The sequence below is a fragment of the Paracoccus xiamenensis genome (assembly GCF_011308835.1).
Classification (GTDB): domain Bacteria; phylum Pseudomonadota; class Alphaproteobacteria; order Rhodobacterales; family Rhodobacteraceae; genus Paracoccus; species Paracoccus xiamenensis.
Genome location: NZ_JAAOHY010000001.1, coordinates 541,052 through 566,073, shown reverse-complemented (window position 1 = coordinate 566,073; position 25,022 = coordinate 541,052). Strand labels below are relative to the sequence as shown.

22 protein-coding genes and 2 tRNA genes are annotated in these 25,022 nt (G+C 64.4%); 3 read left to right on the top strand and 21 right to left on the bottom strand.

The window, feature by feature from the left end:
• Positions 1–81 precede the first annotated feature (81 nt).
• The 10 genes from G7044_RS02815 to G7044_RS02770 all read right to left on the bottom strand — a co-directional run bounded on the left by G7044_RS02815 (position 82) and on the right by G7044_RS02770 (position 10,888).
• On the bottom strand, positions 82–1,428 hold the full coding sequence (locus G7044_RS02815) for a DNA-packaging protein (protein ID WP_166325625.1): 1,347 nt from the start codon (positions 1,426–1,428) through the stop codon (positions 82–84).
• Complete coding sequence (locus G7044_RS02810) at positions 1,379–1,729, bottom strand: permease (RefSeq protein WP_207630142.1); 351 nt, start codon at positions 1,727–1,729, stop codon at positions 1,379–1,381. The genes G7044_RS02815 and G7044_RS02810 overlap by 50 nt, the downstream gene beginning before the upstream one ends.
• A gap of 313 nt (positions 1,730–2,042) precedes the next feature.
• The gene (locus G7044_RS02805; RefSeq protein ID WP_166325622.1) at positions 2,043–2,486 is read right to left on the bottom strand and encodes a hypothetical protein; all 444 of its coding nucleotides are present in this window, start codon (positions 2,484–2,486) and stop codon (positions 2,043–2,045) included.
• A 113-nt stretch (positions 2,487–2,599) separates the two neighbouring features.
• Positions 2,600–3,769 (bottom strand): endolytic transglycosylase MltG, encoded by a 1,170-nt coding sequence (gene mltG, locus G7044_RS02800; protein WP_166325619.1) that lies wholly within the window; start codon positions 3,767–3,769, stop codon positions 2,600–2,602.
• A complete protein-coding gene (fabF, locus tag G7044_RS02795) occupies positions 3,769–5,031 on the bottom strand; it encodes a beta-ketoacyl-ACP synthase II (protein ID WP_166325616.1) in 1,263 nt (420 codons plus the stop codon). The genes mltG and fabF overlap by 1 nt, the downstream gene beginning before the upstream one ends.
• A 211-nt stretch (positions 5,032–5,242) precedes the next feature.
• The gene (locus G7044_RS02790) at positions 5,243–6,034 is read right to left on the bottom strand and encodes a crotonase/enoyl-CoA hydratase family protein (protein WP_166325613.1); all 792 of its coding nucleotides are present in this window, start codon (positions 6,032–6,034) and stop codon (positions 5,243–5,245) included.
• Positions 6,031–6,897, bottom strand: a complete 867-nt coding sequence (locus tag G7044_RS02785) for a hydroxymethylglutaryl-CoA lyase (protein WP_166325610.1) — start codon at positions 6,895–6,897, stop codon at positions 6,031–6,033. Before G7044_RS02785 ends, G7044_RS02790 begins: the two co-directional genes overlap by 4 nt.
• Positions 6,894–8,825 (bottom strand): acetyl-CoA carboxylase biotin carboxylase subunit, encoded by a 1,932-nt coding sequence (locus G7044_RS02780; protein ID WP_166325607.1) that lies wholly within the window; start codon positions 8,823–8,825, stop codon positions 6,894–6,896. Before G7044_RS02780 ends, G7044_RS02785 begins: the two co-directional genes overlap by 4 nt.
• Before the next feature lie 82 nt (positions 8,826–8,907).
• Entirely contained in the window at positions 8,908–9,282 is a 375-nt protein-coding gene (locus tag G7044_RS02775) for an ASCH domain-containing protein (RefSeq protein ID WP_166325604.1), read from the bottom strand.
• Position 9,283: 1 nt separating this feature from the next.
• Positions 9,284–10,888, bottom strand: a complete 1,605-nt coding sequence (locus tag G7044_RS02770; protein ID WP_166325601.1) for a carboxyl transferase domain-containing protein — start codon at positions 10,886–10,888, stop codon at positions 9,284–9,286.
• A gap of 227 nt (positions 10,889–11,115) precedes the next feature.
• On the opposite strand from G7044_RS02770, the gene G7044_RS02765 reads away from it, so the two are divergent.
• Positions 11,116–11,739: an OmpW/AlkL family protein gene (locus tag G7044_RS02765; RefSeq protein WP_166325598.1), complete on the top strand. Its 624-nt coding sequence runs from the start codon at positions 11,116–11,118 to the stop codon at positions 11,737–11,739.
• Between the two features lie 214 nt (positions 11,740–11,953).
• Here the strand turns inward: G7044_RS02765 and G7044_RS02760 are convergent, their stop codons facing one another.
• Together G7044_RS02760 and G7044_RS02755 are read right to left on the bottom strand one after the other, a co-directional pair.
• Positions 11,954–12,442, bottom strand: coding sequence for a lysozyme inhibitor LprI family protein (locus G7044_RS02760; RefSeq protein ID WP_166325595.1), 489 nt, complete (start codon positions 12,440–12,442; stop codon positions 11,954–11,956).
• Entirely contained in the window at positions 12,442–13,602 is a 1,161-nt protein-coding gene (locus G7044_RS02755) for an isovaleryl-CoA dehydrogenase (protein ID WP_166325592.1), read from the bottom strand. Before G7044_RS02755 ends, G7044_RS02760 begins: the two co-directional genes overlap by 1 nt.
• A 101-nt stretch (positions 13,603–13,703) precedes the next feature.
• Between G7044_RS02755 and G7044_RS02750 the strand changes: the two genes are divergently transcribed.
• On the top strand, positions 13,704–14,216 hold the full coding sequence (locus G7044_RS02750) for a hypothetical protein (RefSeq protein WP_166325589.1): 513 nt from the start codon (positions 13,704–13,706) through the stop codon (positions 14,214–14,216).
• Positions 14,217–14,310: 94 nt separating this feature from the next.
• Here the strand turns inward: G7044_RS02750 and G7044_RS02745 are convergent.
• The 6 genes from G7044_RS02745 to G7044_RS02720 all read right to left on the bottom strand — a co-directional run bounded on the left by G7044_RS02745 (position 14,311) and on the right by G7044_RS02720 (position 21,504).
• Positions 14,311–14,386 (bottom strand) — tRNA-Val (locus tag G7044_RS02745).
• 58 nt (positions 14,387–14,444) lie between these two features.
• Positions 14,445–15,815 carry a homogentisate 1,2-dioxygenase gene (gene hmgA / locus G7044_RS02740; protein WP_166325586.1) on the bottom strand — a complete coding sequence of 457 codons (1,371 nt, stop codon included), beginning with the start codon at positions 15,813–15,815 and terminating at the stop codon, positions 14,445–14,447.
• A 71-nt stretch (positions 15,816–15,886) separates the two neighbouring features.
• Entirely contained in the window at positions 15,887–18,382 is a 2,496-nt protein-coding gene (locus G7044_RS02735) for a DUF3772 domain-containing protein (protein ID WP_166325583.1), read from the bottom strand.
• A gap of 7 nt (positions 18,383–18,389) precedes the next feature.
• Complete coding sequence (locus tag G7044_RS02730; RefSeq protein ID WP_166325580.1) at positions 18,390–19,421, bottom strand: cysteine synthase A; 1,032 nt, start codon at positions 19,419–19,421, stop codon at positions 18,390–18,392.
• A gap of 89 nt (positions 19,422–19,510) precedes the next feature.
• Positions 19,511–20,611 carry an NUDIX domain-containing protein gene (locus G7044_RS02725; protein ID WP_166325577.1) on the bottom strand — a complete coding sequence of 367 codons (1,101 nt, stop codon included), beginning with the start codon at positions 20,609–20,611 and terminating at the stop codon, positions 19,511–19,513.
• A complete protein-coding gene (locus G7044_RS02720) occupies positions 20,608–21,504 on the bottom strand; it encodes a hypothetical protein (protein ID WP_166325574.1) in 897 nt (298 codons plus the stop codon). The genes G7044_RS02725 and G7044_RS02720 overlap by 4 nt, the downstream gene beginning before the upstream one ends.
• Positions 21,505–21,605: 101 nt before the next feature.
• On the opposite strand from G7044_RS02720, the gene G7044_RS02715 reads away from it, so the two are divergent.
• A tRNA-Ser gene (locus G7044_RS02715) sits at positions 21,606–21,695 on the top strand.
• 282 nt (positions 21,696–21,977) lie between these two features.
• Here G7044_RS02715 and G7044_RS02710 read toward each other — a convergent pair.
• Genes G7044_RS02710 through G7044_RS02700 form a run of 3 tightly spaced genes read right to left on the bottom strand, consistent with a single transcriptional unit; the run spans position 21,978 to position 25,017 of the window.
• Positions 21,978–23,210, bottom strand: coding sequence for a four-carbon acid sugar kinase family protein (locus G7044_RS02710; protein ID WP_235931111.1), 1,233 nt, complete (start codon positions 23,208–23,210; stop codon positions 21,978–21,980).
• A complete protein-coding gene (locus G7044_RS02705; protein WP_166325571.1) occupies positions 23,210–24,475 on the bottom strand; it encodes a RuBisCO large subunit C-terminal-like domain-containing protein in 1,266 nt (421 codons plus the stop codon). Before G7044_RS02705 ends, G7044_RS02710 begins: the two co-directional genes overlap by 1 nt.
• A gap of 2 nt (positions 24,476–24,477) precedes the next feature.
• Complete coding sequence (locus G7044_RS02700; RefSeq protein ID WP_166325568.1) at positions 24,478–25,017, bottom strand: VOC family protein; 540 nt, start codon at positions 25,015–25,017, stop codon at positions 24,478–24,480.
• Positions 25,018–25,022: the final 5 nt, after the last annotated feature.

The following is a 25,022-nucleotide window of genomic DNA, read 5'->3' as shown; positions in this document are numbered from 1 at the left end:
AAAAAGGGCCGCCCCCTTGGGCAGCCCTTTCATTCTGGTTCAAGTATCCCGGGGGTTCCGGGGGCTGGCCCCCGGCCGGCCTCACAATGTCCGCATCATTGGCTGCCGGAACCCCGCCGCGGGCTCGATCATCAACTCGTGGATCGCCCAGACCAAGGCGTCCAGCCGGTCAGGCGAGCCCTTCCCCTCATAGCCCCGCAAGGTCATGCGGCACATCTGATCTTCCAGCGCCCCCAGCGAAGGCCCACGCAGATGCTTGACGCGGCCCTGTTCATACAGCGCCGCCACCGGCTCTGCCCGGATTGCCTTGCCGCGCGCCGCGCGCAAACCCCGGAACGGGACCAGCGGGTCGATCTGGCGCACGACACTTTCGATCAGGTCGCCGCCCTGATTGACCTCTGCGACCAACCGCTCGGCCTTGTGCCGGTCCATCGCCGCGATCGCCGCCCGCGCCCATTCGGTCGGGCCGCCCCGGACGCTGGCATCTTCCAGCACATAGGCGCGCCAATCCTTCGGCGCGCCCTGGGCAACCACACCCGCAACCACGATCCCGCATTCGTCCGAGGCCGCGCCTCCGGTCACTGCCGGATCGACGGCCACCACCACCCGGTCCAGCTGCGGCATGCGGTCGACACGGGCCGCCTCGACCATGGCCGTGCTCCACAACGCGCCCTCGACATCATCCAGCAGCACGCCCTCCAGCTCCTGCCGACCCATTCGGGTTCCGCCGTAGCGGGTCTCGACCTCGGCCAGGAAGCTTTCCGCCAGATAGGCGCGGTTCGCATCCGTCGGCGCATGCGTCGTCACGGTCGAGGCGCTTTGCAGGATCCGCTTCAGCACCTCGACATTGCGCGGCGTTGTCGTCACCACCTGCTGGGGATGACTGCCCAGCCGCAGCGCGAATTGCAGCATGTCCCAAGTGTCTTCCGCCTTCTTCCACTTCGCCAGTTCGTCCACCCATGCCGCGTCGAATTGCGGCCCGCGCAGCGCCTCGGGTTCATGGGCCGAATATACCGTGGCCGTCGCCCCGTTGGGCCAGACCAACCGCCGGCGCGACGCCTCCCATTGCGGGCGGCGATCGGGTGGCGAACAGGCCAGGATCCCGCTATCGCCAAAGACCATCACCTCGCGGGTCTGGTCGAAGGTCTCGCCGATCAGCGCCACACGGGAACATTCCCCCGGTGCCTCCGGCGTCGCACCCTCGACCTTGCGGCGCACCCATTCCGACCCGGCGCGGGTCTTCCCCGCACCGCGCCCGCCCATGATGACCCAACTTTTCCAGTCGCCGCGGGGCGGCAACTGGTGCGGCAGCGCCCAGAACTCGAATATCCACGGCAGGCTCGCCAGCGCATTGTCGCTGAGACCTGACAGGAATTCGTCAACCTCCTCCGGCGCGGCGGAGGCAAGCCAGGCGGCGCCCGATTTCATCTCTGGCCGCGTCGAGGTCGAAACAGCCGTCCCCGACGCTCCCGGCAATTTCCTTGCGAAGCTTGTCAACCTTGTTCCTTTCCTCGAGCATCTGCTGCGTCGCATTGCGCAGGCTGCGCGCCATGGCGGCCGCGTCCTTCAGCTCGCCCATATCGCCGGCCCGCAGCTTGCGCCGCAGTCGTTCCATGTCCTCAGCGGCATCCCGAAAGACGCCGCTGGCGATGTCGATGGTTTCCAATGCGGTCTGGGGCAGAAACGGCCCCTCCGCCTGTTCCGACCCCGGATCGAAAGTTAGTGTCATCCAGCCATGCCCCGCCCTCGTGGTCTGTCCGCACGAGCCGAGAAACAAAAAAGCCGCCCAAGGTCAGTGACCCGGCGGCTTGCCCATTTCTCCCAGCATGTAAAATTTCTACTTTAGAGCGTTCGGTAAGTCAATACCTAAACCTCAGGATGCAAATGAACCGAAATTTTAATAAGCGATAACAAAGGATTAGAGTACGCAACGCCCGTTGCGAACGCTGACGCAACAGGGCAACAAAAGGCCGCAATTCGCTGTGCCAAAAACAGAATCGCGCGCCCAAAGGCGCGCGACCAGGTCGTCACGTTGCGGCGCGTCAGGCCGTTTTCGAAGCCTCGGCCTTGGCGCGTGCCTCATTGGCAGAGGCCACGGCCTTCGCGGCCTCGTCCTGTACCTGCTGCGCATATGCGACCATATTCGCGGCATAGGCCTCGTACCAGTCGGCTGTATCCTCGGTGGCCATGGTCTCCGCCTTCTTGCGGACCTCCTCGCCCTTGGCCTTCAGCTTGGCGACCTCACCATCCCATTCGGTCTTGGCCGTCGCCCATTGCGCTTTGACCTGTTCACTGGCGTCGTTGAAGTAATCCTTCACCTGCGCCTTCAGATCATCATCGCGTTTTTGCGCATCCGCGATCCAGGCCTTTGCGCTCTGCACCATTTCCTCGCTGCGATTTCCAAGGTCTTCCTGCCATTTGGCCGCGCGCTTTTCGAATTCCTGCGCGTTGCGGGAAAGGCTGGCAAACATATCGGAAAGTTTCATTTCAAGTCTCCTCGGTGACGATCGACAACGTCGGAATCTGTTGAGGCATAACAGAAAACCCCGCGCGGAAGTTCCGCGCGGGGTCATAATTCCTGGCCTTTGGCCCGTGGCGTTCAGCCGCCGCTGCCGGCGCCCTGTTGCTGCTGGGCCTCGATCTCGCGCCAGCGGGCGACGGCGGCGTTATGTTCCTCCAGCGTGCGCGAGAACTGGTGCCCGCCGGTGCCGTCCGCCACGAAGAAGATGAAATCGGTCTCGGCGGGGTTCAGCGCCGCCTCGATCGCTGCCCTGCCTGGGTTGGCGATGGGCGTCTTCGGCAGACCGTCGATCTGATAGGTGTTCCAGTCGGTCCTGCGCTGCAATTCCGACCGCCGCAGCCCTCGGTTCAGCACGCCGCGGCCCTCGGTCACGCCGTAAATGACCGTCGGGTCGGTTTCCAGCCGCATCCCTGATTCCAATCGGTTGACGAAGACGCTGGCAACCTGCCCGCGCTCGTCCGGCACGCCGGTTTCCTTTTCAACGATCGAGGCCATGATCAGCGCCTCCTCGGGCGACTGATAGGGCAGACCGAAGGGGCGGGCGTCCCATGCCGCCTGAAGGATCGCCGCCTGACGCGTCTCCATCTCGGCCAGCAGCGTGGCGCGGTCGGCACCCTTGGCGACCTCATAGCTGTCGGGCGCCAGCGTGCCTTCGGCGGGGACATCGTTGACATCGCCCGCCAGGAAATCGGCGCGTTTCAGCGCCTCGACCACCTGCCAGCTGGTCACGCCTTCCGCCACGGCCACGCGCAAACGCGCATCGGGCTGTTCCTCTGCCTGGGCGATGGCATCGGGCCGGTCCTCGGTGGCGGGGTCGTATTTCACCCGCTCCTCATAGGCGCCGGTCTCGGGATTGATGTCACGCAGCACCACCGAATCGGCGCGCACGCCGACGCGGTAAATCACCTCGGTCCCGCAGGTGGACGGGCCGCCCGCGGTGATGACGCCGACAATGTCCGACATGCTGGCCCCCGGCGGCACCAGATAGGACCCGAATTTCAGGTCCCGCGACTTGCCCGCCGCATCGGCCCCGGCGCGGAAGATATAGGCGCTGGAAATCGCGCCCTGTTCTTCCAGCGTCTTGCTGACGGCAGACAGGCTGGCCCCACGCGCGACCTGCACGCATTGTGCCACCTGCGCCGGCCCCGCACTGTTATATTGTGACTTGCCCCAGGCCACGACGACGGCCACGGCGATCAGCAGAAAGATCGCCAGGGTCAGGAAGGTCGAGGCAATATTCTTCCACATCAGTCGCGCACCTTGCCGACGATCAGGCTGGCATTGGTGCCGCCAAAGCCGAAGCTGTTGGACAGCGCCACGTCAATCTTGCGGCGCACGGCCGCATTCGCCGCCAGATCCAGCTTCGGCTGGACCGCCGGATTGTCGAGGTTGATCGTCGGCGGCGCAATCTGGTCACGCAGCGCGAGGATGCAGAAAATCGCCTCGACCGCGCCGGCCGCGCCCAACAAATGCCCGATACTGGATTTCGTCGAAGACATGGTCACATCCTTGGCATGATCGCCCATCAGGCGCTCTACCGCGCCCAGCTCGATCGTATCTGCCATGGTCGAGGTGCCATGTGCGTTCACATAGTCGATATCGGCGGGTTCCAGCCCGGCATTCCGCAGCGCATTCTGCATGGCGCGGAAACCGCCATCGCCGTCTTCGGACGGTGCGGTGATGTGATACGCATCGCCCGACAGCCCGTAACCCAGCACCTCGGCATAGATCTTTGCGCCGCGCGCCTTGGCGTGTTCGTATTCCTCCAGCACGACGACGCCCGCGCCCTCGCCCATCACGAAACCGTCGCGGTCGTCGTCATAGGGGCGGCTTGCGGCCTTGGGATCATCGCCGCGTTTGGTCGAAAGCGCCTTGCAGGCGTTGAAACCGGCAATGCCGATCTCGCTGATCGGGCTTTCGGCCCCGCCGGCCACCATGATATCGGCATCCCCCAGCATGATCAGCCGCGCGGCATCGCCGATGGCATGCGCACCCGTCGAACAGGCCGTCACCACCGCATGGTTCGGCCCCTTGAAGCCGAACCGGATCGACACCTGACCCGAGATCAGGTTGATAAGCGAGCCGGGAATGAAGAAGGGCGAAACCCGCTTCGGCCCCTTTTCCTTGATCAGAACCGCGGTTTCCGCGATCGTGGTCAGCCCCCCGATGCCCGAACCGATCATCACGCCGGCGCGCAGCTTTTCGTCGTCAGACAAATCTTCGACGCCCGCATCGCGCACGGCCTGCACGGCGGCGGCCATGCCGTAAAGGATGAAGTCATCGACCTTGCGGCGGTCCTTCGGCTCCATCCAGTCATCGGGGTTGAAGCTGCCATCGCTGCCATCGCCAAACGGGATCTCGCAGGCATATTTCGTCACCACGTCCGAGGCATCGAACCGCGTGATCGGCCCCGCGCCGGACTGACCGGCCAACAGCCGTTCCCAGGTCTCATTGACCCCCGAGGCCAGCGGTGTAACCATCCCCAGACCAGTGACGACAACTCTGCGCATCGGCATTTCCCTCGCTCTGCACGAAATTTCAGCCCTGATACACGCGGGGTGCGCTGCGCGCAACGCCACGATGCCAGCCCCCAACGGTCGCCCGAATTTCGACCACCTGCAACAGCCGAACGCGAAACCAGGGCAATCACCGGCCGGGGTTAAATTCGCCCTGCCCCAGCCCGCGCGCCGCGATCAGCCCGCCACCAACCTCGGCGGGCGGCTATTGCTGCCAGCGCGGTTTGCGCTTTTCAAAGAAGGCCGCGATGCCTTCGGGGGCCTCGTCACCTTCCCACATGGCAATCAGCCGGTCGATGCTGTGTTCGATGACACTGGCGTCGATGCGGGGACCAAGCGCGCGGGCCAGCCGCTTCGCCTCGGCCACGGCACCCGGCGCGCACAGAAGATATGGCGCGACTTCCTCCTCGACATAGGCGTCCAGATCGTCGGGATCGGCCAGCCGCGCGACGAGGTTCAGCACCACCGCCTCCTCGGCATCGAACAGGCGCGCGGACATGAAGACGCGACGCGCCTTGTCCTCACCCATCCGCGCCAGCACATAGGGGCCGATGGTCGCGGGGATCAGCCCCAGCTTTGTTTCTGTCAGCCCAAAGCGCGCCGGCCGCGCCGCCACAACCACGTCACAGACCGCCATCATGCCCACGCCACCGCCAAAGGCATTGCCGTGAACGCGCCCGATCAGCGGTTTCGACAGCGTGTTCATCGTCATCAGCATATTGGCCAGTTGGCGCGCACCGGCGCGGCGGGTCTCGGCATCGGCGGTGATCTGTTCGCGCATCCAGGCCAGATCGCCGCCTGCGCAGAAGGTCGGCCCTTCGGCCGCGAGGATCACCACCCGGACAGTGTCATCATGGCTCAGCAGGTTCGCGGCCTCTGTCAGCTCGTCCAGCATCTGCGCCGACAGCGCGTTGTGCTTGTCGGCGCGGGCCAGCCACAGCGTGGCCACGCCGCGCGCGTCGCGTTCGATCCGAATGGTCTGGAAATCCGTGCTCATGCCGCTGCCCCCGTGCTGCGCAACGTGCGGGCAAAAGCCGCCGCGCGTTCGATCTGTTCCATATCAAGCCCAGTGTTGAAGCCCTGCGCCGCCAGATGCGCCGCGACCCTTTCCGTGGCCACATTCCCCTTTGCACCCGGCGCATAGGGGCATCCGCCAAGCCCGCCGACGGCGGCATCGAACACCCGCAATCCACGCGCCAGCGATGCGTCGATATTCAGCAGCGCCCGGCCCGCCGTGTCATGGTAATGCCCGGCCAGCCGATTGGCCGGCATCTCGTCCAGAACCACGGCCAGCATCGCGTCGATCTTTTCCGGCGTCGCCTGCCCGATCGTGTCGCCAAGGCTGACTTCATAACAGCCCATGTCGCGCAGGGCCGCCACCACGCGGGCCACATCGCCGGGCGGCACGTCGCCTTCGAACGGGCTGTCGGTCACCATGCTGACATAGCCGCGCACCGGCACGCCATCCTCCGCCGCGGCCTGCGCCACCGGCCGGAAGCGTTCCAGCGATTCCGCAATCGTCGCATTCAGATTGGCCTTGCTGAACCCTTCCGAGGCCGAGCCGAAGATCGCCACCTCGCTGGCTTTCGCGGCCCGCGCGCCCTCATAACCCTTCATGTTCGGGGTCAGCACCGCATAGCTGATGCCCGGGCGGCGCTGAATGCCGGCCATCACCTGCGCGGCATCGGCCAGTTGCGGCACCCATTTGGGGCTGACAAAACTGGTCACCTCGATCCGCCGAAAGCCTGCACCCGACAGCATGTCAACCAGTGCAATCTTGTCTTCCGTCGCGATCATCGCCTTTTCGTTCTGAAGCCCGTCTCGTGGGCCCATCTCGAAGATCTCGACACGGCCGGTCATGCCGCCTCCTCCTGCTCTTCCAGACGGATCAGCGGGGCGCCGGCCTCGACCTGATCGCCGCCGGCCGCCAGCACTTCGGCCACGATGCCATCGCGCGCGGCGGTCAGGGTATGTTCCATCTTCATCGCTTCCAGCACCGCCAGCCGGTCGCCCGCGGCCACGGCGTCCCCCGGTTTCACGAATACCGCCTTCACCAGCCCAGGCATCGGCGACAGCGTCAGCCCGCCGCCGGCTTCCTCGCCTGCGCGGTCAAGGGGATCCTGCGGCTTCAGCGTGACCGTGCGGCCGCCAAATACGCTGGTCCCGGCGGCATGGTTGACGATGCGATTGCGACGCAGATCGCCATCGACCCACCAGCGATCACCCTGCCAGCGGACCTCGTGCGCGGTGCCGTCAATGGTGACGCGGGCAGCGCCTGGCCCCTCGACCTCCAGCACCGCGTCGCCGCCATCCCAGGCGATGGTGCGGCGCAAGGGCTGCCACAGGGTCATGCCGCCCCGGACCTGCGGATCGGCCAGCCCCGACAGACCGACCACACCCAGCGCAATCGCGCGCGGGTCGGGTTCAGCGGCAGAGATCAGCGCGTCAAGATCGCGTTCGATAAGGCCGGTATCGACCTCGCCCTTGCGAAAGCCGGCATGCCGGGTCAGCGCGATCAGGAAGTCGACATTGGTGACCGACCCCGCGACCTCGGTATCGACAAGCGCGCGTTCCAGCGCCCGCAGCGCAATGGCGCGGGTCGGGCCCCAGGTCACCACCTTGGCGATCATCGGGTCATACCACGGGCTGATCTGGTCGCCGGGGCGTACGCCGGTTTCGATGCGCGCCTGATCGGGGAATTGCAGATGCGCCAGCGTACCGGTCGCGGGCAGAAAGCCTGCAGGGACATCCTCGGCGTAAAGGCGCGCTTCGAAGGCGTGGCCCTGGATGTGCAGATCCTCCTGCTTCGCGGGCAGCGGTTCGCCACTGGCGACGCGCAGCTGCCATTCGACCAGATCGACCCCGGTGATCAACTCGGTCACGGGGTGTTCGACCTGAAGGCGAGTGTTCATTTCCATGAACCAGAACCCGTCCTCGCGCAGCCCGTCCGAGCCGTCGACGATAAATTCGATCGTGCCGGCACCCTTGTAATTGATCGCCTCGGCGGCGCGGGTGGCGGCGGCGCCCATGATCTTGCGGACCTCGGGCGGCATGTCGGGGGCCGGCGCTTCCTCGATCACCTTCTGGTGGCGGCGTTGCAGCGAGCAGTCGCGTTCGAACAGGTGGACGGCGCGGACGCCGTCGCCAAAGACCTGCACCTCGATATGGCGGGGGCGGAGGATGTATTTCTCGATCAGCACATCGGGGTTGCCGAAGGCGTTCTGCGCCTCGGACCGGGCGGAGGCGAGGGCGGCGTCGAAATCCTTCGGATCGTCAACCCGGCGCATCCCCTTTCCGCCGCCACCCGCGACCGCCTTGATGAGTACAGGATAACCGATATTGCCAGCCTGTTCGGCCAGATGGGCGGGGTCCTGATTGGCGCCGTGATAACCCGGCACGACCGGCACGCCCGCCTTTTCCATCAGCGCCTTGGCCGCGTCCTTCAGCCCCATCGCCCGGATCGCCTTGGCCGAGGGGCCGATGAAGACCAAACCCGCCGCTTCCACCGCATCGACGAAATCGGGGTTTTCGCTGAGGAAGCCATAGCCCGGATGGATGGCCTCTGCGCCGGTATCGCGCGCGGCCTGAATGATCGCATCGCCGCGCAGATAGCTATCGGCGGGGGCCGGACCGCCGAGGTAAACCGCCTCATCGGCCATGGCGACATGGCGCGCACCGCGGTCGGCGTCGGAATAGACCGCAACCGTTGCCACGCCCAGCTTTCGGCAAGTGTCGATGACGCGGCAGGCGATTTCGCCGCGATTGGCGATCAGGATTTTATGGAACATGTCGGCTCCTTGCTGCTGGCGGGGCCGACCGGGGGCTGCGCGCCCCCGGACCCCGGCGGGATATTTGGGCCAGAATGAAATCTCACGACAGCACCTCGACCAGCCGGAAGCGTTCGCAGACGAGTTCCATATCGGGGTCGAAGCCGCCGTTGCGGGCGAAGTAGCCGGTATGGCCGCGCGTCCATTCCTCGAAGCTGCCTTCGCCTTCGGCGAGCGCGAAGTCCTCGGGGACGTCGCGGAAGCGGTGGATGGAGACCTCGGTGGTTTCGATCAGCAGCACGGGATTGCCGTCCCAGTCCAGGACGGTGTCGCGCCGGCCCAAGACCGGCATCGCTTCGCCCGCGTCGAAATCGCGCAGCGCGCCGCAGCTGGCCGTCTTGACGCCCGCGCGGACGAGCGCCGTCAGGCGATCGGACAATTCGCGGCTGTCGCCGAAGGTGAAGCTGACCGGCGTCATGTCACATCCGGAAGACGCCGAAGCGCGTGGGTTCGATCGGCGCGTTCAGGCTGGCACGCAGGGAAAGCGACAGGACCTCGCGGGTCTTGCGCGGGTCGACGATCCCGTCATCCCACAGCCGCGCCGAGGCGTAGAGGGGATGCGACTGGCGGTCGAACATCTCGATTGTGGGGCGCTTGAATTCGGTTTCTTCTTCGGCCGACCAGGTGCCGCCCTTGCGCTCGATCCCGTCGCGCCGAACGGTTGCCAGAACGCCTGCAGCCTGTTCGCCGCCCATGACGCTGATGCGGCTGTTGGGCCATGTCCACAGGAATCGCGGCGAATAGGCGCGGCCGGCCATGCCGTAATTCCCGGCGCCGAAGCTGCCGCCGACCAGCATGGTGATTTTCGGCACGTTGGTCGTTGCGACCGCCGTCACCATCTTGGCGCCGTGGCGCGCAATGCCTTCGTTTTCGTATTTCCGCCCGACCATGAATCCGGTGATATTCTGCAGGAAGATCAGCGGGATGTTGCGCTGGCTGCACAGCTCGATGAAATGCGCGCCCTTGATGGCGGATTCGCTGAACAGCACGCCGTTATTGGCGACGATGCCGACCGGGCAGCCCTCGATATGGGCGAAACCGGTGACCAGAGTTTCACCGTAACGCGCCTTGAATTCGTCGAAGCGGCTGCCATCGACCACGCGGGCGATGACCTCGCGGATATCGTAAGGTGTCTTCAGATCGCCGGGGACGACGCCGAGGATGTCCTCGGGGTCATAGGCGGGTGCTTCGGGCGATTGCCAGACCACCGATTGCGGCACCCGGCGGTTCAACTGCTGGACCGCGCGGCGCGCCAGCGCCAGCGCATGGGCGTCATCCTCGGCCAGATAATCTGCCACGCCCGAAAGCCGGGTATGTACATCGCCACCGCCGAGGTCTTCGGCGCTGACGACCTCGCCCGTCGCGGCGCGCACCAAAGGCGGACCGGCAAGGAAGATCGTGCCCTGATTGCGCACGATGATGGACACATCCGACATGGCCGGCACATAAGCCCCGCCCGCGGTCGAGGAACCCATGACCACCGCAATCTGCGGAATGCCCTTGGCCGACATATTGGCCTGATTATAGAAGATGCGCCCGAAATGTTCGCGGTCGGGGAAAACCTCGTCCTGATTGGGAAGGTTCGCGCCGCCCGAATCCACCAGATAGATGCAGGGCAGATTGCACTGTTCGGCGATTTCCTGTGCCCGCAGGTGCTTCTTCACCGTCATCGGGTAATAGGTGCCGCCCTTGACCGTCGCATCATTGGCCACGACCATCACGTCCAGCCCGTGAACGCGACCCACACCGGCGATCACGCCCGCGCCGGGTGCCGCGCCATCATACATGCCATGCGCCGCGGTTGCCCCGATTTCCAGAAACGGGCTGCCCGGATCCAGCAGGTTTGCCACCCTTTCGCGCGGCGGCATCTTCCCGCGCGAGGTGTGGCGTTCCATCGCCCTTTCACCGCCTCCCGCCAGCACGGCATCGGCAGCCGCCTGTGCGGTGGCCAGCAGATCCAGATGCGCCGCGCGATTGGCGCGGAAAGCGTCAGAGGACGGGATGGCAGCAGATTTCAGTTTCATTCCTTGTCCCTTTCAACTTGGCGAGGCAGCAGACCCTGCGCATCAGCAACGCAGCGAGATTGGATAGGCGCAGCACTGGCAGCCGGGCCCGTCGCCGCCCCGGCCCGCGCAAGGCTGCGCCATGTTGACGCAGAAGGCCGCAACCCCTGCCCCGGTTGATGCAGATCAATGCCCATCACCCCCGAAACGCGTGAGTGCTGTGCAAATGTAACGAAGAAAGGATAGCTATGACACGCCATCTGCTGATTGCCTGCGCGATGATCGCTTCGGGGCTGGGCTTTGCTTCGCCCGCGCTGGCGCAGTCGCAAGGCGACTGGACGCTGGGCTTCGGGATTGCCAACGTGAACCCCAAATCGGATAACGGCGACCTTGCCGGCGGCACGGTGCCGACCGATATCGACGACAGCACCCGCCCCACCCTCACCTTCGAATATTTCATCCGCGACAATCTCGGGATCGAGGTGCTTGCCGCGCTGCCCTTCAAGCATTCCATCGAATCCAACGGGGCCGAGATCGGCACCGTCAAGCAGCTGCCGCCGGTCATCTCGTTGCAATACCACTTTGACGCCACGCCGCAGCTGAAGCCTTTCATCGGCGTCGGCGTGAACTTCGCCGGTTTCTGGGATGCCGACGCCAAGGGACCGCTGGACGGCAATGAGCTGCGCGTGAAGAACAGCTGGGGTCTGGCTGCGCATCTGGGCGCCGACTACTGGATCAACGACAATTCGGCCATCCGCGCCGACCTGCGCTGGATCGACATCAATTCCGATGTCGAACTGAACGGCGTCGATATTGGCGAGGTCGATGTCGACCCGACCGTTATTGGGGTTTCCTATATCCGCAGGTTCTAAGCGGTTCGACCTGACCAAAGGCCGGGCGCCAAGGCGGCCGGCCAGCCCCCCGGCGCAGACCTGACGGCTGGCCGAAACGGGCATCGCCTGCGATCCCTCGCCGGTCTTTTTCATATCGCGGCCACGGACAGGACAATCGGACCGGGCATCCTGCCATCCCCGGATACCGGGCTGAAACGGCGAAGGTGATGCATTGTCCACCTGCACCTCCGCCTTAATACTTCTGATCGGCATAAGCCTTCAGCCGCAGCGCTTGCCGGGCCGTCAGCTCCATCGCGCAGGCGGTTGCAGCAGGGCCTGCGCCGCTGCCGCCGCCCCAGCGAGAGGCCTCATAGACGCAGGCCGCGTCGCGAAAGGCAATCCAGGCCCGCTGCATCTCTCGCAGCGCGGGGGTCTGGGGATCGGCTGCGCTGCCCAGCTTTTTCATCTCGGCATCGCCCTGCTCGGCATCCGCCAACACCGCCTCATAGGCCTGATTGAGGATCGAGTCCCATTGCGCGTTTTCGCCCGCAAGACAGGAAACAGTTCCCACGGTCGTGCTGCCGCCCTCTCCTTCCATGCAGGCCCTGGCTGCCGTGCCGATGCAGCGGTCTGGCTTGTCGGCATTCGCCTGCAGGCAATTGGTCAGCAACGCCGGGTCATAGCTGAAATCCTGAGCTGCGGCAGGTGCCGCAACCAGAAGAAGAAGGGCAAGCGCGCGCATCACGCCCCGGCCATCAATTCACGCCCGATCAGCATCCGGCGAATCTCGCTGGTGCCGGCGCCGATCTCCATCAGCTTGGCATCGCGGAACAAGCGGCTGACGACGCTGTCATTCAGGAAGCCCGCGCCGCCAAGCGCCTGCACCGCCTGATGGGCCTGAACCATCGCCTGCTCGGATGCATAAAGCACCGCACCCGCCGCATCCTGCCGCGTGACCTTGCCCGCGTCGCAGGCCTTTGCGACCTCGTAGACATAGGCCTTGGCGGTGTTCATCGCGACATACATATCGGCGATCTTGGCCTGCATAAGCTGGAAATCCCCGATGGGCTTGCCGAATTGCTTGCGTTCCTTGCTGTAGGGCACGACCTCATCCAGACAAGCGGCCATGATGCCCGTCCCGATCCCCGATAGCACGAGGCGTTCGTAATCGAGGCCCGACATCAGAACGCGCACGCCCTTGCCTTCCTGACCCAGCACATTCTCGAACGGGACTTCGCAATTGTCGAAGATCAGCTCGCCCGTGTTCGAACCGCGCATCCCGACCTTGTCGAAATGCGGGCCTTGGGTGAATCCGGTCATGCCCTTTTCAACGATGAAAGCGGTGATGCCCTTCGATCCCGCCTCGGGATCGGTCTTGGCATAGACAACCAGCGTATCGGCATCCGGCCCGTTGGTGATCCAGTATTTCGCACCGTTCAACACATAATAGCCGTTGCGTTTTTCCGCCTTCAGCTTCATGCCGACAACGTCGGAACCGGCGCCTTCCTCGGACATGGCCAAAGCGCCGATATGTTCGCCCGAGCACAGTTTCGGCAGGTATTTCTGCTTCTGCTCCTCCGTGGCGTTCAGCTTCAGCTGGTTCACGCACAGGTTCGAATGTGCGCCATAGGACAAGCTGATCGAGGCCGACGCCCGCGCGATTTCCTCGGTCGCGATGGTGTGGGCCAGATAGCCCATGCCAGAGCCGCCATATTCCTCGGATACGGTGATCCCGAGCAGGCCCAATTCGCCAAATTCCTGCCAAAGCTCATTCGGGAAGGCGTTCTTGCTGTCCGTCTCAGCCGCGAGAGGCTTGATGCGTTCCTGCGCAAAGCGATGCACCATCTCGCGCAACGCGCCGATATCCTCGCCCAGATCAAATTCCATCGCCTGCGTGAACATTGTCCCTCCCCGTATTTGAACAAGCGTTCAGATACGGCATATATGCGCCACACCCACCGCCTGCGTCAAGAAAAGACTGCGCCGGGATGCGGAATGCGTCAATGACGCTTTGCCGAAGGATCAGGACCAAACAGCACAAGACTGAATCATGGACGGGAACGGCGATTGAATGCCTGAACGATTTCGGCAAGCATGGCCTGCCCGAAATAACTGCGAGCTTTGCCATGCCCGACCGTAAACATCCCAGCGGAGCGTTGCTTGCCGAATTCCTCGTCGCCTTCGCCGCCGGTTGTATTATCAGCTATGGGATCGCTGCACTTGCCTTTATCTCGCTTTTCGACATGGATGGCGCGCTATTCCTGCCCGCCACGATTGTCGCCGCAGCGCCACTTGCAGGCTTGACGATGTTCCGGCTGATATTTGGCAGAACCGGTTACTGGAACGGGCCGGGCTTTTGGCTGATAGGAATACCTGCAGCCTATGCCACGCTGATCTTCACATTCTGGCTGATAACAGCAAACGGGCGGCTGGCGTTGCCTTCTGTCCTCATCTCAGCGACCGGGCTTCTGATCTTCTCGTTATGTGCGATCTGGAAGACGACGAAAGAAGACTGATGCAAACCCGCTGAACGCGACTGCATCAGTGAATCGCGGCGCGGTTCGCAGCACCCGGCGCGCAGAGCCCAGGTTACTATGCTGTCAGGCGGCATGGTGGGCGGTGAGGGACTCGAACCCCCGACATCTTCGGTGTAAACGAAGCGCTCTACCAACTGAGCTAACCGCCCGCCAAGGCCACCGCGCCGGATTAGCCCGGCGCGGCGTCATCGGCAAGTGGATTTACGCTTATTTGACGCCCGGCGTGCCGTCGAATTTTTTGTCCAGGCTGTCCCAGCAATCCACGTAGTCATCCTGAAGCGGTGCTTCGTTCGCGGCGAACTCTGTCAGTTGCTGCGGGAATCTCGTCTCGAACATAAATTGCATGGTGTTGTCCTGCTTGGCAGGCACCATCGGCTCGGTCGAGCCGTGTTCGAAGGCGTCGCGGTCGGGGCCATGGGGCAGCATCATGTTGTGCAGGCTGGTGCCGCCGGGCACAAAGCCCTGCGGCTTTGCGTCGTAGATGCCATAAATATTGCCCATCATCTCTGACATGATGTTCTTGTGGTACCAAGGCGGGCGGAAGCTGTGCTCGGCCACCAGCCAGCGTTCACGGAACAGGACGAAGTCGATATTCGCCGTCCCTTCCTGGCCCGAAGGGGCCGTCAGAACCGTGAAGATCGACGGATCCGGGTGATCGAACAGAATCGCCCCGACCGGCGAATATGTCCGCAAATCATACTTGTAGGCGCAATAGTTCCCGTGCCACGCAACCACATCCAGAGGGCTGTGGTCGATGAAGCTTTCGTGGAACTGGCCACACCACTTGATGACCACGCGCGACCGCGCCTCGCGGTCCTCGAAGGCGGCGACGGGGCATTTGAAATCGCGCGGATTGGCCAGACAGTTCGCCCCGATCGGGCCGCGACCGGGCAGATCGAATTTCTGGCCGTAATTCTCGCAGACAAAGCCGCGCGCCGGTCCTTCCAGCACTTCGACGCGGTAGACGAGGCCGCGCGGGATGATGGCGATCTCTTTCGGTTCAAGGTCGATCACACCCAACTCGGTGCAGAAGCGCAGACGCCCTTCCTGAGGAACCACAAGCAATTCACTGTCGGCACTGAAGAAATATTCATCCTTCATCGATTCGGTGACCAGATAGATATGGGCGGCCATGCCGACCTGCGTGTTGACGTCGCCGGCCGTGGTCATGGTGCGCATGCCGGTCAGCCAGGTCAGCGCCTCGCCTTCCTTATGCGGCACCGGGTCCCAGCGATACTGGCCAAGGCTGATGACATCGGGCAGCACATTCGGCGCCGACTTCCAATATGGCAGGTCGATCTTCTGGAAACGGCCGACATGCTTGACGCTGGGACGGATGCGATAACACCAGGTCCGCTCATTCTGGCCGCGGGGGGCGGTGAAGGCGGTGCCAGAAAGCTGCTCGGCATACAGACCATAGGCGCATTTCTGCGGGCTGTTCTGGCCCTGCGGCAGCGCGCCCGGCAGCGCTTCGGTTTCGAAGTCATTGCCGAAGCCGGGCATATAGCCTTCATGCACGGCGGTGCCGTTCACGGTCGCGGCGCGGATCATGCCCTGCGGCAGCGCGTCGATTGTCATCTTCTCCCCCTCTCTAGGTCGAGGGAGAGAATAAGTTGCAATTGCAACCAAGTCAATCGCCGTGCGTGGCCTCAGGTATTATCGCCGTCGCCGTCACCATCCGTGTCCGAGGGCAGTTCGCCGGTCGAATAGACGCTGGGCAACGGCTTGTCCTTGGGCTTGGCCTCGACCTGCTTGGGGGCTTCATCGCCCTTTTCCTCAAGCTTTTCAGGCGCATTGGACGGTGCGGCAAACAGCGTCTCGGGGTTGCGCAGCCACAGGTCGCGTTGCGCGAACGGTATCTCGATCCCCTCGGCGGAAAAGCGCGCGGCGATCTGGTGCCGGATTTCCGAACTCACCCCCATGCCGCCATTGATGTCGGACAGCATTGCGCGAATCTCGAAATCCAGGCTGTCGGCCCCGAAATTGACCAGCAGCACGGCAGGCGGCGGATCGATCAGGATGGTGGGCTGATCCTCGGCAATTTCGCGCAGGATGCGCTCGACCTTGCGGGTGTCGCTGCCATAGGCCACGCCGACCTGCACGATGATCCGCCCGGTCAGATTCGCGCGCGTCCAGTTCGTCACCTGCTGGGTGATGAGGTCAGAGTTGGGGACGATCACCTCGGTGCGGTCGAAGGTCTGGATCTGGGTCGCGCGCACGGCCATCTTCTTGACGATGCCCTGCTTGCCGCCGACTTCGATCCAGTCGCCGACAGCCACGGGACGCTCGATCAGCAGGATGATGCCGGAGACAAAGTTCGACACCACCTGTTGCAGGCCGAAACCGATCCCGACCGACAGCGCACCGGCCACAACCGCCAGCGACGTCAGGTCGATCCCCGAGGCCGTGATCGCCAGCATCGCCGCCAGCCCGATCCCGATATAGCCGATGATAGAGATCACCGCGCTTTGACCGCCCGCGTCCATCTTCGTCTTGGGCAGGATCGAGGTCCGGAACGCCCCCTGGACAAAACGGGTCAGCATGTACCCGAGGCCAAGGACCACCAGGAACCCCAGGATGCCCATCGGCGACAGGGTAATCCCGCCGAATGTGAAGCCGCGCTGGATCCTGACCCAGGCCTCGGCAAGGTCAGCGCCCCGCGCGCCCCAGATCATGGCGAAGAACGGAAGCGAAAGCAGCACGAGGACAAAGCCGACAACGCCGGGGACAAGTGCTTCGCGGGCAGAATCGCCACCGCCAACGGCAAAACCGTACAGATCGCCGATGAAGTCCTGCAATACGACCAGAAGGCCAACCAGCGCGAGGGTCAGCACCATCGACCACATCACGGCATTGGCCGCAGTAACATAACCAAGCACCGCAGCGATGGGTGCGCCGATCGCCACCAGCCTGCCAACCCGGGCCAGCAGCGACATGATTGATACACGGTAAGGCGTATGCGAGCCTTCAAGCCCCTTCATGCGCCGCAGGATGTTGCACAGGCCGAACAGGTAGAAGGCGCCGAACAGCATGATCGCCAGATGCCAGACCCCGGCCGAGGCGTCCGTCAGCCGCTCCGGCACCGTCCCGACATCGATATCGCCCTCGGGGTGAAAACCCGACAATGGCAGAACCGTGCGTCCGAACAGCTGATGACAAGCCAGGGCGGTCGCCAACATCACCGCCCGGAACCGCGCCTGCGCGCGCTTCTTTTCGGTCAGTGGCAGCGGCGGGGTGACAATCGACCCATCTGCGGGAAACAGGCGCCGCGCCAGCCAGACCCAGGAAAAAAACGACAGGCTTGCGGCCGGTATCGAAAACAGCAGCGGCTTGGTCCACGGGCCGGCCACCCCGATAGAGAAAAGCGCCGCCGTACCCAGCAGCACGCCGATAAAAGGAATCGCGATCTGCCCCAGCGACACCGCGAAAAGCAGCGCCGCCCGCGACCTGTCGCTGACCCTGTGCGATAATCTTTCGGGCAGCGAATCCACCCAACGCCGCCCCCGCGTCAGCAGCAAAAGCGCGATCAGCAGAAAGGCGACGACAAAGGGCAGGCCGTTCCCGGCAAGACCGCGCACCCCGCCAAGATCCAACCATCGGGTCTTGACCTCGCTAAGGACATTGCGGGCCAAGCTGGCGGCCTCGGCCATCGCGGGCGCCCAGTTCGTCGGGTTCAGCGGCGACGATGTCCGTTGAATCAGCGTATAGGTCTGCTGTGTCCGGATCGCCTGCCCGATCTCGCTGATGATCCCATCCGCGCGACCGTAAGCCTCGACGGCCTGCAGACCCGGCGCTTGTAGTTCGGTCAGTTGGTCATTCAGTGCCTGACGACGAGCCGCAAGATCGTCCGCCTCGGTCTCGCCTTCCGCAGGCGCCGGCCCAAGGGCCGCGATCTGGTCCTTCAGCGTCGCGATCCGGGTCGAGTTGACGCCCTCCATCGACTTGAACTGATCGCGCCATTTGACGATCTCTTCGCGGATCGACTGCAAACGCGCTTCGTTCGCCTGGCCGCTTTCCAGGATCTGCTCGGCCTGATCGGCGACCTTGTTCCAGGCGTCATAGTTCGGGGCCTGCTGTTCCTGCGCAAGTGCAGGCAACGTCAGGGCGATGAAGATCGCAACGATCAGCGCATAAAGGCGGGTCATGGGTCGATCAGCCCTCGAATACTTCGGGCAGGATCGCGGGTTCGCGGTCCAGCCAGGCGGGGACGGGCAGGCCCTTCTCGCGCAGGAAGGCCGGGTTATACAGCTTGGTCTGATAGCGGTTACCGGCGTCGCACAGGATCGTCACGATGCGGTGCCCCGGCCCCAGGTCGCGGGCCATGCGCACGGCCCCCGCGACGTTGATCCCGCTGGAGCCGCCCAGCACCAGGCCCTCGTTTTCGGCCAGATCGAACAGCACCTCCAGCGCCTCGGCATCGGGGATGCGATAGCTGAAATCGGGGGTAAAGCCTTCCAGGTTGGCGGTGATGCGCCCCTGCCCGATGCCTTCCGTGATCGAACTGCCGGGGCTGTCGAACTCACCGGTCGTATAAAAGCTGTGCAGCGCCGCCCCTTCCGGGTCCGCAAGGCCGATCTTCACGCCCTTTGGCTGCAACGCCATCGCCACCCCGGCCAGCGTACCGCCGGAACCCACCGCGCAGATGAAGCCGTCGACGCGGCCATTGGTCTGGTCCCAGATCTCGGGGCCGGTGGTTTCCAGATGCGCCTTCCGGTTGGCGACATTGTCGAACTGGTTGGCCCAGACGGCGCCATTGGGTTCGGTCCGGGCCAGCTCCTTCGCCAGCCGCTCGGAATAGCGGACATAGTTGTTGGGGTTCTTGTAGGGCGCGGCAGGCACCTGCACCAGTTCCGCCCCGGCCAGCCGGATCATGTCCTTCTTTTCCTGGCTTTGGGTTTCCGGCATCACGATGACCGACCGGAACCCCATCGAGGCCCCCACCAGCGCCAGCCCGATCCCGGTATTGCCGGCCGTGCCTTCGACGATGGTGCCGCCGGGCTTCAGATCGCCCCGTGCGACGGCATCGCAGATGATATACAGCGCCGCCCGGTCCTTGACCGACTGGCCCGGGTTCATGAATTCGGCCTTGCCCAGGATCTCGCATCCCGTTGCCTCTGATGCACCTTTAAGGCGGATCAGAGGGGTGTTGCCGATCGCATCGGCAAGATCTTGGCGGATGTCCATGTCGCGGCCTTTCCTGTCATTCAGCCCCGATCAATAGCAGCGCAGGCAATGGCGGCAAGGCTTCTCGGCGCGGAATCACCCCGCCTTTTTCACGATCCTGCCAGATCCGCGCCCCTGTCCGCACCGGCATGCTCGGCCCGGATCAGCCCTGCCTGACGGTCCAGCCACAGCGCCATGGTCACCAGCGGCCCGCATTGCAGCTGGCCTTCCAGCGCCAGCCGGATCAGCTCGGCGCGGGGAATGATATGGGTGGCGATATCCTCGCCCTCCTCCTCCAGCCCAAAGCCCTGACCCGAGGCGCGCCCCGACAGATCGACCGTGGCCACGAAGGGATAGAAGAACTCGCTGTTCGCGCCCGGCGTCGGGTAATGGCCGGGCAGCGGATAAAGCTTGCCCACCTGCAGCCCGGCTTCCTCGACCGCCTCGCGACGGGCGGCATCGGCGGGGCTTTCGCCCGCATCGACCCGGCCCGCCACCGGTTCCAGCATCCAGGCCTGCGCCTGTCCACGCGCCAGCGGACCCATGCGGAACTGGCTGATCAGCAACACGCTGTCCAGCACCGGATCATAGGGCAGCAGCAGCGCCGCATCGGCCGAGACGAACACCTCGCGTTCCAGCACCGGCGACCAACCGCCGGAATAGAGCCGGTGCCGCAAGGCGATTTCCTCGACCGCGAAATAGCGGCCATAGCGTTCATGGCGCGAGATCACCTCGACCCGGCCCCGGTCGGGCTCGGGCAGCAACGCCGCAGGCTGGACCTCGTCGCGGGCGCGCAGGGTGCCGGCGACGATCTCGGCAATGCGGCGCAGGCGGGCGTGAAGCTGCGCGGGCGTGCGATGATCCAGCCGCGCCAGCAGGCTGCGCGCCACCCGCGCCATCAGCCCGGCGCTTGCAGCCGTCCACTCGGCCCCCTCGCCCGCGCCAAAACCCCATGCGGCCATGCCGTCGATCTCGACCGGCGACAGCTGCATCACCTCGATATAGCTGTCCAGTTCCGGCACCGGCGCCACCCGGACGGCGGCGATGCGCCCGGCGCCCGGCAGATAGGCGGGCCAGTCACCGCCCAGCCCCGCATCCGCGCCCCCGGAAAGGCTGCCCGGCAGGGTCATCGCCTCTCCTCGCAGCCCAAGCGCTTCCAGCAGCGCAGGCGTGGCCAGCGGCCCGGCAAGGATCATCGAACGGTCGGTCATAGCGGGCTTCCTTCATGTCGTCTGGCGGCGGCACGGCCGCTTTCCGCCGCAAGCTGGTCAAGAACATCGCCCTCGGCAAGGGCCAGGATCGCCGCCAGCGCACGGGCGCGCGGCATCGCCCGCGCCGCCGCAATGCGGTCGATGGCGGCAGCACCCAGCGGCGCGAAGGCCGCATACAGCGCAAGCTCGCTGCGGGCGGTGATTTCCGCCGTAAGCTCGGGTTCCTGCAACCACAGATCGGCGGCGACATCTTCGGAAGCGGTCGGAAAATCAAAGCCGCCCCCTTGGGCATAGCCGCGCGCGAAGGCGATTTCGCGGTTCATCCGCGCCGCCAGCCGATCGGTGACCGGATCGCCCTGCCCGATCATCCGGGTGATCGCCGACAGCTCCGCCGTGCCGCGCCCGAAATCCGCGCTCAGCCGCCTTGCTGTGGCGGCCAGCCTTTCGGGCTTGGTCAACTGCATGCGCGCCGCCAGTTGCAGCCCCTGCCCGTCGGTGCCCGCCGCAACCCCGGTTGCGCCCAGCAACGCCCGCAGCCGCTGCGCCGCCACCGGGTTTTCGGCCAGCCGCACCTGCAAGGCGGCTTGCAGCAACCCCGAGACCCGCGCCGCATTGTGGATCTGCGCCACCTCGGCCCGCCAATCCGGCCCGCTGCCCGCACTCAGATACAGTGCCGCCATCCGATCCGCGAACTCCGCCGATTCGGCCGTGATCACCGCCGCCAGCCTGTCGGCCAGCGTCGCCTCGAACACCTGTTCGGCAAGCGCCTGAATTTCTGTCGTAGACATGGCTGGTCGGGCCTGTTCCGGTGCAGAGGGCTGGCCAAGCGCAGCCCCCCCAAGCAGGGCAAGAACCACGGCCAGCACCGCCGTGAGATGGCCATTCGGCCGCATGCCGGATCCTTTGCAGACCATTCCCGCGTTTTTCGCCACAAACCCTCTTGCGCTTCAACCCCCCGCCCGCTAAATGCGCCGGACCACACCGAAATAAGCGCGGAGAGGTGCCGGAGTGGTCGAACGGGGCGGTCTCGAAAACCGTTGAGCCTGCAAGGGTTCCGTGGGTTCGAATCCCACCCTCTCCGCCATTATCTGCCTCGTTTCTCATTGGCATTGTTCGATATTCGCGAACAAGGCAGCGACCGGGGCCGTGAATTGCCTCAGACAGCCATCCTAGCGGTCACACCGGTTCAATAGACACGCACAGGTTTCATTCGTCGAAAGCAAATCGGTGTAGAAAGCCCGCAGATCGTCGGTCTTGTTCATAAGCATCTTGGACACAAGATGCGGTTGACGGGCATTGTGGCGGCTTGGACGAACCGAGAACCGCGCATTAGATTCCTGATCGCCCCGACCGGATTCGGCCTTCTCTACGCTTGGGAACTCGCGAAACTGCAGAAGTTCTCGAACAACAATTCGCCTCCCATCTGGCCGCCCTTCAGCATAAGGGCCATCCGGTCCATTGCCTCGCTCTCATGGCATCCGATGCAAACGCTCACACCCGGCGAAATCTGATGATCAAATTCAAGCGAATGGAACCCCAGGCCGGCACAGATTCGGCTTGAAGTGTCTCCGCCCGCAATCCCAAGATAGCCAACCTCTGCCCTCGCAAGGATTTTCGAAAGGATTTCGACCGACCGATCAGCGAGTGCAGACGAGGAAAGCGGGTAGCTGGCCTCGGGGTCCAGCGAGACAAGCACCGGGCGACCATGAGCAAGTTCGCTTGCACATGAAGCGACCAGAGCCGTCGGGTCGCTTATTTCGGCCGGCCCGGCCCGCAAGATGGGTCCGCGACTGAAGGCCTCGACCTGCGCGCGGGTGATCGATGACCGGCTGCCGGCAAACAGAAGAATGCCGCGATGCATGGGCGGGGCCGCGCGCGGCCCTTCTGCGGGCACAGAATTTCCTGTCAGCATCTCGGCGACAGAACTGGCGCCGATCAGCAATTGTCGGCCGCCCACCGCTTTCAGGATGCTTGCGATGCGGGCGAGGTCGTCCTGACGACCGACATCGAAGATCACCGGCCCCGCGCGTAATGTGGCGGCAACCGCCTGAGGCTCGGCCAGATCTGCGGTTGTAATAAGACCGAGCGGCGCAAAACCTTGTGCCGCCAGGTGCAGACGCATGTCGGATTCACTCATCGGCGTCACAGGATGGGCCGCCATCACCGGATGGCGGTCGATGCGATGCACCTGCCCGTCCGGGCCGCGTGCGAAAAGATGGCCGAAATGCAGATAGCGGCCAAGGCTCGGCTGCCCGCCGATGACCGCCGTGACATCGGGCCGGAAGCGCGCAGCAAGTGCCGCGACCATCGCCCCCACCGAACCGATGGCCGGGGAGGAATCGAAGGTCGAGCAGATCTTCAGATGCAACCTCTCAGGATCCGCCGCCGCGATCAGCGGCCATATGCGCCCGATACCTGCGGCGATCCCTTCGGGCGTTTCCGCCCGCAGGTCCGTCGCAATGCCAAGCACGTCCAGCGGTTCCTCGACCCGCACATCTGCCCGGACCAGCAGGCGCGTGCGCCAGCCAGCCTTGGCATAGCACGCGAGGCTGTCCGAAGCTCCGGTGAAATCATCGCCAACGAAGACGAGTTTCGCCATCAGCGCCCGCCGAAGAAGCGCTGCGCGGCGGCCAGGTTGGGATGCGCCTGCATCCCCTGATCCAGCGTCTGGCCCGATTGCAGCACGTCATAAGCCTCGCGCAGCGATGCGACCCCTGCCTCGGGTCCGTCGGGATGGGCCAGGATCCCGCCGCCGCACATGAACATCAAATCCGGCCCCTGCGCGGCTTCCAGCGTCGCGGGCAGCGTTCCCGCCCATTGGCCCGATGAAAATGCCGGCATTACCCGATCATCCGGCCCGCCTTCCGACAGCGGCGCCAGACAGGCGCGGGTGGCGACGGTAACCTCTTCGGCGGTATCGACGAACTTGCCACCGATGCCATGCACATGCATGTGGTCGATCCCCGCCAGACGATAGAGCGCATGATAGGGCTGAAATCCGATGCCAAGCGCGGGATGGCGGCTCATTGCGCCGAAGCCGTTGCGATGGGCATGGACCGCCAGCGGCGTATGCGCGCGAAGGGCCTCCATCCCGGACAAGCCGCACCAGTTGAGGCTGGCCATGACACAGGACCCGCCCTCAGCCGCGACAAGGTCGGCATGGCGACGCATGGCGTCGACCTCGTCAGTGATATTGAAGGCCATCATCACCTGCCGGCCCGTGCGATCCCGCCATTTGCGGATCACCGCCATCACTGCGGGCACGCGTTCGGCCAGCGGTGCAATGTCGGGATTGGCGCAAACCTCGTCATCCTTGATGAAGTCGACCCCGGCCGCGCAAAGCCGGTCAACCAGAGACGCAATATCGTCGCTGCGCATTCCGACATTCGGCTTGATGATGGTGCCGAAAATGGGCCGGCCGTGAACGCCGCAGCTGTCGCGGGTGCCTGCGATCCCCTTTGCGGGCAGGGCGTATCGGCTGCGGTAATCCGCAGGGATCGCCAGCGCTTCCAGCTTCAGCCCGGTGATCTCGCCGATATCGTACAGGTTGCCGGACACCGTCGCCGCCAGCGTCGGCAGATTCTTTCCGATATTACCGGGCGGAAAGGCGATCCGGACCCGCGCCCGGCGATAGGGGCCGCCGATCCCCTTGCGTTCCAGATAGGCCGAATGAAGCGAGGGCTGCGACTGCGGCTCCTGCTCCTCGACCGACAGCACCTCGGCGGCGGCGCGGGCACGCAATTCGTCGGTCTCGCCGGCCACGCGGATAAAGGTGCCGCTGGATTGTTCGCCCGCCATCATGGCGGCGACCTCCTCGGGTGGTGCCGGGGTTTCCAGCAGATATTCAGCGACGATGCGCGACATGGCTACTCCCCGGACAGGTCGGGAAAGGGTCGGACCGGGTCGCTGCCATCCCAGCCTTTCGCCGCGTCGCGGATCAGGTCGAACATGCGGCCCTTGGGCCCCATGACCTCTGACAGCTCGATACAGGTGCCCGGATGGTGTTCTTCGGCGAAATAGATGAAGCGGCCATTCTTGCCGACAAAGCCGCTCATCTTCGGGGTAAAGCCGCGATCCAGCATCATCTGCAGGTCGCGGTCGTAATCGCGCGTCCAGAAGGCCACGTGCTGCAACCCGCGCAGGCCCCGATCCTTGAAATCGCGATACATGGAGGGCGTGTCGCTGCGGGTCTGGATCAGTTCGACCTGCATCTCGCCGGAATTCGCCAATGCGACGGAATTGGTCACATCATGGCGCTGCCCGTCATAGGTGTAGTCCTGAATCGGCACGGCAGGATTATAGTACCACGGACCCACGCCCATGGTTTCGGACCAGTATTTCATGCCCGCCTCGATATCATCGACGACATAGCCAAGCTGGCGGATCGGGCCAAGGAAGGTGCTCATCGCGG